Here is a 12,102-nt window from a genome sequence, read left to right as displayed (position 1 = left end):
ATACTGAAAATCAAGTGTGCATATGATATAGGGTCAAGTCGTATATACTTACCTAATTTTTTAATCATTCGTTTATTCGTGCATTAGGCTATAAATGATTAGGTAATTATATACTACGGTAATTTTTCGGCTCGCGCCGCCCCCCCGACGGCTGAAAGCCGTCCGGCGCCGAGCCGAAACGGGACTTGTGTAAGGTCGTATATGGTCGCCAAAATTTATTGGCGGGATACGGGGCGGTAGAACGTATCGCGTTCGATAGGTTCGAAGCCGGCGGTCCGTACCAGTCGTTCCATGCGTTCCGTCGTCAGGCGCGGCCGTTGTTCCTCGGCCCCCGCCATCGAGTAGATTTTGGTCGTATCGTCGATCGTTCCGTCGATGTCGTCCGCCCCGAACGAGAGCGCCAGCTCCGTAGCGCCGATCCCCAGCATCGGCCAGTAAGCCTTGATGTGGGGGATGTTGTCCAGGTAGAGGCGCGAAATCGCCATCATCTTCATGTCTTCCGGCAGGGATACCTCGCCGATGGCCGACATGGAGTTGTGCATATTCCTGTATTTGAGCGGGATAAAGGCGTCGAAACCATGCGTGCGGTCCTGTAGTTCGCGCAGTTGCCGCAAGTGGTCGATGCGGTGCTCGTACCGCTCGATGTGGCCGTAAAGGATCGTGCAGTTGGTGGACAGGCCCAGGCGGTGGGCCGCTTCGTGCGTGGCCAGCCATTCGGCGGCGCTCGGTTTCTCCGGGCAGATCCGTCCGCGGATCTCCGGGTCGAAAATCTCGGCTCCGCCGCCCGGTATGGCCTCCATGCCGGCTTCCCTGAGCCGTCGAAGGCCCGCTTCGAGCGACAGGCCCGCCTTGCCGATGATATAGTGCAGTTCCACCGCCGTATATGCCTTGACCGCCACGTGCGGCAATGCCTTTTTGACCCGGCGGATCATTTCGCAATAGTAATCGAGGTCGTGGTCGGGATGCACGCCGCCTACGATATGCACTTCGGTGATCGGTTCGCCCTGTCGTTCGGCGGCCAGCCGTTCCACGGCGTCGAGGTCGTGGTACCAGGCGTCCGGCTCGCCGGCGCCGCGCCGGTAGGAGCAGAACCGGCATTTGAAAACGCAGATGTTGGTCGGCTCGATATGGATATTCCGGTTGTAATAGACTTCGTTTCCGGAAACTTCTCTCTTGCGGGCTACGGCTAGAGCGCCCAGCAGGGCTATCGGGGCTTCGCGCATCAGCACGAGGGCGTCGGCGTCGCTCAGCCGGTAGCGTTCGCCGGCCTCCGACAGCCGGGAGGCGATGCGTCCGACCTCTGGGGAGAGGTTCAGGTGGCGTATGAGTTCGTCGGTCATGGCGGTACAAAATTACGAAAAAGCCTTCTTGTCCGTTACGGAAAAGAAGGCTCGGCCTTTCGGCGGAAAATATTTTTACGCGATTATGCCTGACGGAATTCGTCGGATACGGTCAGTTTCTTGCGTCCTTTGGCCCGGCGTGCGGCCAGTACGCGGCGGCCGTTCGGGGTTGACATACGTTCACGGAAACCGTGCTTGTTGACGCGTTTGCGCTGCGAGGGTTGGAAAGTCCTTTTCATGGTTATTCTGTATTGTCTTAATTTTCAGGAATTTGTCCGGATCGATACCGGAAAATGCAGGGCAAAGATACGTCTTTCTTTTGTTTTTCGCAAGTCATAAGGCATATGATTTCAGAAGTATCCCCATTCGGTTTGTTTCGATATTCCGGATGGCCGGCCCACAGTTCCGTCAATCCATTTTGAGCACTGCGAGAAACGCCTCCTGCGGCACCTCCACGCGGCCCACCTGGCGCATCCGTTTCTTCCCGGCCTTCTGTTTTTCCAGCAGTTTCCGTTTGCGCGAGATGTCCCCTCCGTAACACTTCGCCGTTACGTCCTTGCGCACTGCCTTGACCGTTTCGCGGGCGATGATCTTCGCCCCGATCGCCGCCTGGATCGCGATGTCGAACTGCTGGCGGGGAATCAGCTCTTTCAGCTTCTCGCACATTTTGCGGCCGAAATCGTAGGCGTGGTCCACATAGATCAGCGAAGAGAGCGCATCCACCGGTTCCCCGTTCAGCAGGATGTCCAGTTTCGACAGCTTGGACGGCTTGTAGTCCGTCATGTGGTAGTCGAACGACGCGTAGCCCCGCGAAACGCTTTTCAGCTTGTCGTAAAAATCGAAGACGATTTCGGCCAGCGGCATGTCGAAATTGACCTCCACCCGGTCGGTCGTGATGAAATTCTGGTTCAGCAGCACCCCCCGCTTGTCGATGCACAGTTTCATGATCGCTCCCAGATACTCCGTTTTGGTGATGACCTGCGCCAGGATATACGGTTCCTCGATATGGTCGATGAGGTTCGGTTCCGGCAACCCCGACGGATTGTGGACCATCAGTTCGTCGCCTTTGGTCGTGAATACTTTGTACGACACGTTCGGCACCGTCGTGATCACGTCCATGTTGAACTCCCGGAACAGCCTCTCCTGGATGATCTCCATGTGCAGCAGGCCGAGAAAGCCGCAGCGGAAGCCGAAGCCCAGCGCCAGCGACGATTCCGGCTCGTAAGTCAGCGACGCGTCGTTGAGCTGCAATTTCTCGAGCGAGGCCCTGAGGTCTTCGTACTGGTCGGTCTCGACCGGGTAGATCCCGGCGAAGACCATCGGTTTCACATCCTCGAAGCCCGCGATCGCCTCCCGGCAGGGCGTCGCCACCGAAGTGATCGTGTCCCCCACCTTCACGTCCACCGAGTTTTTGATGCCCGAAATGATATAGCCCACGTCTCCGGCACGTATCTCTTCGCGCGGCGACATCTTGAGTTTCAGCACCCCGATCTCGTCGGCGTCGTACTCGCTGCCTGCGTTGAAGAACTTGACCCGTTCGCCCTTGCGGATCACCCCGTTCATCACGCGGAAATAGGCGATGATTCCCCGGAACGGGTTGAATACCGAGTCGAAGATCAATGCCTGCAACGGCGCGGTGTCGTCGCCTTTCGGAGCCGGCACCCGTTCCACGATGGCCCGCAGAATCTCTTCGACCCCCTGGCCCGTTTTGCCCGATGCCGCGAGTATCTCTTCGCGCTTGCAACCCAGCATGTCCACGATCTGGTCTTTCACCTCTTCGACCATCGCCGCGGCCATATCGATTTTGTTGAGCACGGGGATGATCTCCAGGTCGTTGCCCAGGGCCAGATAGAGATTCGAAATGGTCTGCGCCTGGATGCCCTGCGTCGCGTCCACCACCAGCAGCGCCCCTTCGCACGAGGCGATGGCCCGCGACACTTCGTACGAAAAGTCCACGTGGCCCGGCGTGTCGATCAGGTTCAGGACATATTTCTCCCCGTCCAGTACGTATTCCATCTGTATCGCATGGCTCTTGATCGTGATGCCTTTCTCTTTCTCCAGGTCCATGTCGTCCAGCACCTGCGCCTGCAATTCCCGTTCGCTGACCGTTTTGGTCACTTCCAGCAGACGGTCGGCCAGCGTCGATTTGCCGTGGTCGATATGCGCGATGATGCAAAAGTTGCGGATATTCTTCATAAAAATACAGTAATCAACTAAGGGGTACAAAAATAGCGATTTTTTCGGGAAAGCCCGTTTGTCAAAGAGTTAGACAACGGGTGTCTAATTATTAGACACTCTTCGGGTCGTATGTGATTTTTAAATCGCTGATTTTCAATTGTTTTTATTTTGTGGCACGACTCTGGCATAAGAAAAGGCAGAACCGGAAAATCCGAAAGGCACGAACAGAACGTCTATATAGTGTCGCCGTCGGAACCGGGCGCCAACCTGATTGTGATACCGAAAAAATACGACAGCAATGAAACACCTGTTATTCGTCGCTTTGATGCTCGTTTGCATCCTCGCCTAAAGAAAACCGCGGAACACGAAACAAAAACGAAAAAACATATATACGCCATGAAACACCTGCTGCTCATCGCCACGATGCTCGTTTGCATCCTCGCATAAAGAAAATCACGGAATACGAAACAAAAACGAAAAACACATATACGCCATGAAACACCTGCTGCTCATCGCCACGATGCTCGTTTGCATCCTCGCATAAAGAAAATCACGGAATACGAAACAAAAACGAAAAACATATATACGCCATGAAACACCTGCTGTTCGCCGCCTTGATGTTTGTCTGTATCAATGTTACCGCATGCTTCCCCCAGTCCGACAAGGTGAATCGCGCCAAAGCCGAACAGACGGCCGAAACCGCGACGACCGTCGTCGAAGATAAATTCCAGGGACAACGGATCGATGCCGTCGATGTCGGCTTCGCTTTCCAGGCCGTCATCCGGAAAAGCGACCGGACCGGCGTCCGGATCTCCATCGACAGCCGCCTGGAACCTTATTTGGTCTGCAAACTCGAAAACGGCCGCCTGACCCTCGGCATGAAAAACGATCTGCCGCAATATTTGCGTTACGGGCAGTACTGGACGATCCAGCCTGCCGCCGTTATCGACGTTCGGGAACTAAACGCGATCGAGGCTTCCGGAGCTGCCAAAATCACTGCGGAAGGCGAATTCAGGGCCGACGATATTAAAATTCAGACCAGCGGCGCGTCCAAAACCGAGGGGCTGCACATCGAGACCGGCGGTTCTGTTTCCGTCGATTGTTCCGGCGCCAGCCAACTGACCGGCGCCAATTTCGGCCATCCTTCCCGGGTCGGTATCGCCGCCAGCGGCGCCACCCGTCTCTCTTTCGCCTGCCATACCCGCGCCCTCGGTATCGACGCCGGCGGAACCGCCAAAATCGAACTGTCGGGCAGTGTCGGTCATTTGACCGCCGACGTGTCGGGCGTCGCGAAATGTCAGCTCGGAGAAATGGTATCCGAAACGGCCGAATGTTCCGTTTCCGGCGCGGCGCGTATCGATTGTCATGCGACCGGCCGGCTGAGCGCTTCGGCCAGCGGCGCCAGCCATATCTCCTGTACGGGAAACCCCGAAGTGCTTAAAAAAGCGGCTTCGGGAGCCAGTTCCATCAGTATCCGATAACAAAATCCTTTCGAACCATCTTTTAAATGGTTATATTTGAAAAACCGATTGTCCGAATCCCATGAGAAAAATTCTATCCACCCTTTGCGTCGCCGTTTTTTCGCTGTCTGCAGTATTGGCAGGCGAACGGCAGATCCTGACTCCGGTACAGGGCACGTCCATCGATGGGCTGCAAGTCGGTTCTGTTTTCACAGTCGTTCTGCGTCAGGACGACAATCCGAAAAATTCCTGCGCTCAGGTCACGATCGACGCGCGTCTGGAACCCTACCTGAAGGCCGAACTCCGGGGCGGCATCCTGACCCTCGGGTTTCGCGACCTGCCGCGCGAACTGCAAAACGGCGCCCGATGGTCGTGCCGGCCTACGGCCGAAATTACGGTCGCTTCGCTCGACCGGCTTATAGTGTCCGGTATGGCGGATATCCGGCCGGAAGGGACCTTTACCGGAACGGCATCGGTTATCCAGGCTTCGGGATCGTCGCGAATCGGCCCGCTGGAAATCGCCGTTACCGGCGGCAGGGGCACCGAAACGAAAACTTCCGGGATGAGCCGGATCGACAACCTTATGCTGAAAAATGCCTGCTCTGCCGAGATCTCGGCCAGCGGTTCGTCTTCGTTGGTCGTGGATTGCGGCAGCGTTTCGTCTTTGGACATCGAAGTGAGCGGCATGAGCCGCGCGACGGTCGAAGGGGGAGCGCCTTCGACCCGGGCCGTTGCCAGCGGTTCGTCCGGACTTGAACTCGACTGCGGCGGGCTGGACGTTTCGTTGGAGATCGAGACGAGCGGCATGAGCCGTGCGGAAGTCAGAGGCGGTGCGCCTTCCGTACGGATCGAAGCCAGCGGGTCGTCGGGTCTGGACTTCGACGGCGGGACGATCGGTCGCCTCGACATCACGACTTCCGGGATGGCGTCGGTTACCGGAAAGGGCAGGGCTGAAACCGTGGAGGCTGCAGCCGGCGGCAGCTCGCATATCCGGATCGGGGAAGTGGAAAGCCGGGAGGTGGTTTGCGAGGCTTCGGGCATGGGCGGTATCACTTGTTACCCGACCCGGAGTCTCGAAGCGGCGGCTTCGGGTAGCAGCTCGATCCGTTACCGTACCGACGGCCCGATCCGTACCGTTTTCGAAAAATCGAACATGGGCAGCATTGAGGCAGTCGAATAAGCGTTCGGGAGCGATTTCCACAGGCTTGCGGGGGTGGCTCCGGGCTGTACCTTCGATCGCGCCTCCGTTGGCTCCGGGATTTAGCCTGCAAATGAAAAGTATGATTAAAAACAAGTTTTCGCGTTAGCGGGCGGGCCGGACGCCTCTCCCTCGGGAGGCCCGGTGCCGCTCGGCACTCGAGCCGGGCTGTAGCTACCCGAGACCTTCCGGACGTCCGACCTTAGACATAATCGTACGTCTTTCGCCGACAGGTGTTTGTTTTTCTTTGCCCGCTTATGCCGCGGGGCACCGGTTGCTCCGGACGCCTCATGCCGGCGGGGCATCTCCTTTTTTGCGCGACCAAAAAAGGAGACAAAAAAGTCGCCGGGAATGCGATTCCCCGTTCCCGACTACCGTCGAATCGGGAAATCGCACATTCCCGGGTCAGCAGCCTCTGTCACAAAACAAACAAGGGAGATTAATAGTACGGTTAATCGTCCGCGTAGCGGTCAGCTCGAACCGACGCAGCAGCCGAGCGCCATCGAACTTGTTCGTATGGCCGAGGCGCAAGGAGGAAGCCGGAACGGCAACCCACCCCCGGCGAAGGCTTGCAAGCAGCCCTCGCTGATTTTGGTCGTAATACTAACCTTTCAATTATTTTTCTGACGAACAATCATCGTAAAACGCAAGACCACCATGAAAAAGACCTTACTGATTCTTTGCGCCGCCCTCGCGATTGGCGGCCGCACCGCACTGGCGCAGGAAAAGATGGACGCCAGGACTGTCGAGACCGGCCACCTGAGCGGCGTTGAGGCCCGCAGCGGATTCGACGTGATCCTGAAACAAGGAGCCTCCAGCGGCGCCGTCATCTCGGTGGACAGCCGCCTGGAACCCTATTTGCAGGTAGAAATCGAAGATGGCATACTCCGGATTGGATTCGACAACATACCGATCGGCCTGCAACGCAGGAACCTTGCCCGGAAAGCGGAAATCACAGTCAATGCGCTCGAAAAACTCGACGTGCACTCCGGTTCCCGGGTCGTCGGGAACGGCAGTTTCACAGCCCCGGCATGCGACATCGATGTCCACAGCGGGGCATCCGTCAGCGGGATCGACATCGACGCGAAAACCGTCAGCGTGGACGTACGCTCCGGAGCCAAAGCCGTTGTCAGCGGTTTTGCCGACCGGCTCGAAGCCTCGACCAGTTCCGGAGCCACCGCGAACCTGCGCGACCTGCAAGCCCAGAACGTACAGGCCGACGCCTCGTCCGGATCGTCGCTTCGGTGCTGCGCCACCCGCTCCATCCGCGGCCGGGCCTCCAGCGGCGCATCGGTACGGTATGCCGGCGGGGCCACGCAGGTCAATACCGGTTCCTCGTCCGGCGGCTCCTACGGCCCGATGAAATAATCCCCCGGCGAGGCGAACGGCACGGATTTATCCGTAAGTTTGTAACCGTACCCGAAGATCATTCGCCTCTTGCGCCGCCATCCCTGCGGACAGGCTTCCGGAACGATCCCGTTCCCGGCCTGTCCGCATCGCGGTTCGACATCGGCGGCGACCGACCCGCAAAACCATGCTCGACGACTTCCGACAATACATCCGCCAGCGGCGGCTTATCGCGCCCGGCGACCGCATCCTGATCGCCGTCAGCGGCGGCATCGATTCCATGACCCTCCTCGACCTGGCCCGCCGGGTATTCGAAGGGCGCATCGCCGCGGCACACTGCAATTTCGGCCTGCGAGGGGCCGAATCCGACGGCGACCAACGGCTGGTAGAGACCTGCTGCCGCCGGTACGGTATTCCCCTGCATACCGTCCGTTTCGATACCGAAGCGGAGGCCCGCCGGCGCGGCGAATCCATCCAGATGGCCGCCCGGAGACTCCGTTACGAGTGGTTCGACAGCCTCTGCGACGAACACGGTTACGATAAAATAGCCATCGCCCACCATGCCGACGACTCCGCCGAGACCTTTTTCATCAACCTGCTGCGCGGTACCGGCCTGAGGGGACTGACCGGTATCGGCGACCGGCGCGGACGTATCGTCCGTCCGCTGCTTTTCGCCCGCCGCGACGACATTACCGCATACGCGGCGGCGGAAAACGTACCCTATCGCGAAGACTCCACCAACGCAGGCCTCAAATACCTGCGCAATCGGCTGCGCCATGACATCCTGCCCCGGCTGGAGAGCGCTTCCGGCAACCGTTTCGCCCGAACGATGGAGGAAAACCTCGTCCGGCTCCGGGAGACCCAGCGTTATATCGACCTGCAAATCGACCGATTGCGCCGCCGTGCCGTCGAAGGCGACACGATCGACCTGACCGCCCTCGATCCCGAATGTCTCGGTTTCGAATTGTACGAACTGCTGCGTCCCCGCGGTTTCGCCCCCGAAACCACGGAAGATATGGCCGATCTGCTGGGAAACCGGACGGAAGAAGAGGATACCACCGTGTCCGGCAAACGGTTCGACGCTCCCCTGTGGAGCGCCGTTATCGACCGGAGCCGCATCCTGCTCGTCCCCCGCGCCGCGGAACCTTTTGGCGACGAACAGATCGCCGAAGACGACCCCCGCGTCGAGTGGCTGTCGGTCGGAGACCTGCCCGACAGCCTCGCCGCTCCGCCGAACGTGGCTTACCTGACCGCCGACGCCCTGAAATTTCCCCTGCGCCTGCGGCAGTGGCGCGAAGGCGACTGGTTCATCCCGTTGGGGATGTTCGGCCAGAAAAAGGTGAGCGATTTCCTGATCGACGCCAAAGTGCCTGTTACGGAGAAGGCCCGCCAGGGCGTGCTCGTTTCGGGGGAGACCATCGTGTGGCTGGTCGGACGGCGTATCGACGACCGTTACAAAGTCCGGCAGGACGCCCGTCGGGTCGTCCGCATCACTTTATAAGCGTTTTGTACGTCGACCCCTCCGGGTCTCAGCCCTCCGAACCGATTCATTTCACCCTAAATCTTGCGTCCCATGCGTACCATACCTTCCTCGGAGCTGATCGTCAATGACGACGGTTCCGTATTCCATCTCCACCTGAAGCCCGACGAGCTGGCCGATACCGTGATTCTGGTCGGCGATCCCGACCGCAGCAGCATGGTGGCCAGCTATTTCGACCGGGTCGAGCACAGCGCGGCCAACCGCGAGTTCCGCTGTCATACCGGAACGCTGAACGGCGTCCGGCTGACGGTCGTCTCCACCGGTATCGGCTGCGACAATATCGACATCGTGATGAACGAACTCGACGCGCTGGCCAATGTGGATTTCGCCGCCCGTGTCGTGAAACCCGGACCGCAGCGGCGCAGCCTGCGCATCGTCCGTCTGGGTACCTGCGGCGCCGTGCAGCCCGACATACCGCTCGGCGCTCTGGTCATGTCCGCCGTTTCGGGCGGTATCGACGGCCTGCTCAATTTCTATGCCGACAGCGAGGCCGTCCGCGACCTCCGGCTCGAAGAGGCGTTCGTGCGGCAGACCGGTTGGGACGAACGTCTCGCCCGTCCTTATTTCGTCCGTAACGACGCGGGCCTTATCGAACTGTTCGGCGACGTTGCGATCCGGGGGCTGACCCTGTCGGCGCCGGGCTTTTATGCGCCCCAGGGACGTGTCGTGCGCCTGCCGCTGGCCCGGCCCGATTATCTGGAAAAGATCGAACGGTTCGAACACGAGGACCTGCGGGTCACCAACTTGGAGATGGAAAGTTCGGCCATCGCGGGCCTCGCCGCGCTGTTGGGCCACCGCGCACTGACCGTCTGCACCGTCATCGCCCAGCGCACGGCGGGCGACAGCAAGCCGGATTATGCCGCCTTCGTCCGGAATATGGTCGAAACCGCACTGGCGAAATTGACACGAAATGCCTGATTCTCCGGCGGACTTTTCCCGGAATCCCCCGTACCGGTTCGTTTCGGCTTCGTTCCTGCCGGTTTTGCCCTGCCTGTCTCCGGCCGTTCCGGACCCGTTTCGTGCGGCGCTTGTCGTTCCGCATTGACATAACGGTAAAAAACATTATCTTTGCTTGATATATCGCGAATCATAAACGACAAACACATTCCCGTATGAAATTCATCATATCCAGCAGCCTGCTGTCGAACAACCTCCAATCCATCGGCAAAGTCATCAGCAACAAGAACACCCTGCCGATTCTCGACTATTTCCTGTTCGACTTGTCCGGCAATCAGCTGAAAATCACCGCTTCGGATCTCGAAACTACGCTGATTTCCACCCTCGAAGTAGACAATCAGGACGGCGACGGCATCGTGGCCATTCCGGCGCGGCGCATTACCGACTCGATCAAGGAATTTTCGGAACAGCCCCTGACCATCTCCGTCGATAAGGAGAGCTGGGAGGTGACCATCAGCTGGAAAACCGGGAAACTCAGCATTCCCGGCATTACCGGTCTCGGTTATCCCGAACTGCCCGCCGTGGACGAAACGACGGCGACCATATTCTACATCCCGGCCCCGGCTTTGGGCGACGGTATCGTGCAGACCCTTTTCGCTACGGCCGACGACGAGCTGCGCCCCGTGATGAACGGGATCGACATCTGCCTGTCGCCGAAAGAGATCACCTTCGTGGCGACCGACGCGCACCGGCTGGCCCTGTTCAAGAACGCCAACGTGACCTCCGACAAAGAGGCTTCGTTCATCCTGCCGAAAAAACCGGCCAACCTGCTCAAGAATCTGCTCTCGCGCGACGCCGAAGACATGGTTACCGTCACTTTCGACAACAAGAACGCCATCTTCACGCTGCCCAAGCACAAGATCGTCTGCCGGCTGATCGAAGGAAACTATCCGAACTACAACGCCGTTATCCCCAACAACAACCCCAACAAGGTGCTGGTGGACCGCGTCGAACTGCTGAACTCCATCAAGCGCGTCTCGGTCTGCTCGAACCAGGCCAACCAGCTCATCAAGATGGACCTCACCGCCGGGAACATCAACCTCTCGGCGCAGGACATCGACTATGCCGCCTCGGCCGAAGACAACATCAGCTGCAACTACGAAGGCACCCCGATCGAAATCGGTTTCCGTTCTTCGTTCCTGCTCGACCTGCTGGGCAACATCCACTCTCCGGAAGTCTCGATCGAACTGGCCGACGCCACCCGGCCCGGTCTGTTCTTCCCCTCCGAGACCGAAACGGAGGGCGAGTCGCTGCTGATGCTCCTCATGCCGATGATGATCAACGCATAGGGTCATGGAACTGAAACTCAAACGGCCGATCATCTTCTTCGACATCGAGTCCACGGGGGTCGATCCGGCGAAAGACCATATCGTCGAAATTTCGCTGATCAAGGTACATCCGAACGGCGACGAGGAGAGCAAGACGCGCCGGATCAATCCCGGCGTGCACATTCCCGAGGCTTCGACCGCCATTCACGGCATCACGGACGACGATGTCAGGGATTGTCCGACTTTCCCGCAGATCGCCAAATCGCTGGCCGCTTTCCTTAAAGGGGCCGATCTGGCCGGGTACAATTCGAACAAGTTCGATATCCCGATCCTCGTCGAGGAGTTCATGCGGGCCGGCGTCGAGATCGATCTGGGCGGCAGGAGGTTCGTCGATGTGCAGAACATCTTTCACAAGATGGAACAGCGCACGCTGGCCGCCGCCTACAAATTCTACTGCGGCGCCGAGATCGAGAACGCCCACTCCGCCGAAGCCGACATCCGCGCCACTTACGATGTGCTCAAGGCGCAGCTCGACCGGTATCCGGACGATTTGAAAAACGACGTGGACTTCCTGGCCGAGTTTTCGCAGATGAACCGCAACGTGGATTTCGCGGGACGCATCGTGCTCGACGACAACGACGTCCCCGTGTTCAATTTCGGCAAGCACAAAGGACGGCCCGTGGCCGAAGTCTTCGCTGCGGAGCCGAGTTATTACAGTTGGATGCTGAACGGCGACTTCCCGCTCAACACCAAACAGGTCATCACCCGGCTGCGGCTCGAAACCGTTCATCATCCGGCGAAAAAATAAAACGAT

10 protein-coding genes are annotated in these 12,102 nt (G+C 58.7%); 7 read left to right on the top strand and 3 right to left on the bottom strand.

The genetic code is table 11. The features are described from left to right. Positions 1-215: 215 nt before the first annotated feature. The 3 genes from RIKMI_RS0101385 to lepA all read right to left on the bottom strand — a co-directional run bounded on the left by RIKMI_RS0101385 (position 216) and on the right by lepA (position 3,536). A complete protein-coding gene (locus RIKMI_RS0101385) occupies positions 216-1,340 on the bottom strand; it encodes a radical SAM protein (RefSeq protein WP_084135132.1) in 1,125 nt (374 codons plus the stop codon). 83 nt (positions 1,341-1,423) lie between these two features. Beyond that, on the bottom strand, positions 1,424-1,579 hold the full coding sequence (rpmH, locus tag RIKMI_RS0101380) for a 50S ribosomal protein L34 (protein ID WP_027290172.1): 156 nt from the start codon (positions 1,577-1,579) through the stop codon (positions 1,424-1,426). Positions 1,580-1,748: 169 nt separating this feature from the next. Beyond that, positions 1,749-3,536 (bottom strand): translation elongation factor 4, encoded by a 1,788-nt coding sequence (lepA, locus tag RIKMI_RS0101375; protein WP_027290171.1) that lies wholly within the window; start codon positions 3,534-3,536, stop codon positions 1,749-1,751. A 572-nt stretch (positions 3,537-4,108) separates the two neighbouring features. Here lepA and RIKMI_RS0101365 point away from each other — a divergent pair. From RIKMI_RS0101365 to RIKMI_RS0101330, 7 genes are all read left to right on the top strand, one after another. Further along, on the top strand, positions 4,109-4,999 hold the full coding sequence (locus tag RIKMI_RS0101365) for a GIN domain-containing protein (protein ID WP_027290169.1): 891 nt from the start codon (positions 4,109-4,111) through the stop codon (positions 4,997-4,999). A gap of 61 nt (positions 5,000-5,060) precedes the next feature. Continuing rightward, entirely contained in the window at positions 5,061-6,158 is a 1,098-nt protein-coding gene (locus RIKMI_RS0101360; protein ID WP_027290168.1) for a GIN domain-containing protein, read from the top strand. A 675-nt stretch (positions 6,159-6,833) separates the two neighbouring features. Next, on the top strand, positions 6,834-7,544 hold the full coding sequence (locus RIKMI_RS14175) for a head GIN domain-containing protein (protein WP_051214211.1): 711 nt from the start codon (positions 6,834-6,836) through the stop codon (positions 7,542-7,544). 166 nt (positions 7,545-7,710) lie between these two features. Beyond that, positions 7,711-9,024 (top strand): tRNA lysidine(34) synthetase TilS, encoded by a 1,314-nt coding sequence (gene tilS / locus RIKMI_RS0101345; RefSeq protein WP_027290167.1) that lies wholly within the window; start codon positions 7,711-7,713, stop codon positions 9,022-9,024. 72 nt (positions 9,025-9,096) lie between these two features. Next, the gene (locus tag RIKMI_RS0101340) at positions 9,097-9,981 is read left to right on the top strand and encodes a nucleoside phosphorylase (RefSeq protein WP_027290166.1); all 885 of its coding nucleotides are present in this window, start codon (positions 9,097-9,099) and stop codon (positions 9,979-9,981) included. Between the two features lie 194 nt (positions 9,982-10,175). Beyond that, complete coding sequence (gene dnaN, locus RIKMI_RS0101335) at positions 10,176-11,309, top strand: DNA polymerase III subunit beta (RefSeq protein WP_027290165.1); 1,134 nt, start codon at positions 10,176-10,178, stop codon at positions 11,307-11,309. Between the two features lie 4 nt (positions 11,310-11,313). Further along, a complete protein-coding gene (locus RIKMI_RS0101330) occupies positions 11,314-12,096 on the top strand; it encodes a 3'-5' exonuclease (RefSeq protein ID WP_027290164.1) in 783 nt (260 codons plus the stop codon). Positions 12,097-12,102 lie beyond the last annotated feature (6 nt).

The sequence above is a fragment of the Rikenella microfusus DSM 15922 genome, from assembly GCF_000427365.1.
GTDB lineage: Bacteria > Bacteroidota > Bacteroidia > Bacteroidales > Rikenellaceae > Rikenella > Rikenella microfusus.
The sequence above is the reverse complement of the archived record's forward strand: the minus strand, read 5'-3'. Positions and strand labels throughout refer to the sequence as shown.

What these genes read in the sequence shown, in the direction of transcription:
- RIKMI_RS0101340 (WP_027290166.1), top strand. Translation starts at nt 9,097, where the DNA reads ATGCGTACCATACCTTCCTCGGAGCTGATCGTCAATGACGACGGTTCC.
- tilS (WP_027290167.1), top strand. Translation starts at nt 7,711, where the DNA reads ATGCTCGACGACTTCCGACAATACATCCGCCAGCGGCGGCTTATCGCG.
- RIKMI_RS0101360 (WP_027290168.1), top strand. Translation starts at nt 5,061, where the DNA reads ATGAGAAAAATTCTATCCACCCTTTGCGTCGCCGTTTTTTCGCTGTCT.
- RIKMI_RS0101330 (WP_027290164.1), top strand. Translation starts at nt 11,314, where the DNA reads ATGGAACTGAAACTCAAACGGCCGATCATCTTCTTCGACATCGAGTCC.
- RIKMI_RS0101385 (WP_084135132.1), bottom strand. Translation starts at nt 1,340, where the DNA reads ATGACCGACGAACTCATACGCCACCTGAACCTCTCCCCAGAGGTCGGA.
- RIKMI_RS14175 (WP_051214211.1), top strand. Translation starts at nt 6,834, where the DNA reads ATGAAAAAGACCTTACTGATTCTTTGCGCCGCCCTCGCGATTGGCGGC.
- dnaN (WP_027290165.1), top strand. Translation starts at nt 10,176, where the DNA reads ATGAAATTCATCATATCCAGCAGCCTGCTGTCGAACAACCTCCAATCC.
- lepA (WP_027290171.1), bottom strand. Translation starts at nt 3,536, where the DNA reads ATGAAGAATATCCGCAACTTTTGCATCATCGCGCATATCGACCACGGC.
- RIKMI_RS0101365 (WP_027290169.1), top strand. Translation starts at nt 4,109, where the DNA reads ATGAAACACCTGCTGTTCGCCGCCTTGATGTTTGTCTGTATCAATGTT.
- rpmH (WP_027290172.1), bottom strand. Translation starts at nt 1,579, where the DNA reads ATGAAAAGGACTTTCCAACCCTCGCAGCGCAAACGCGTCAACAAGCAC.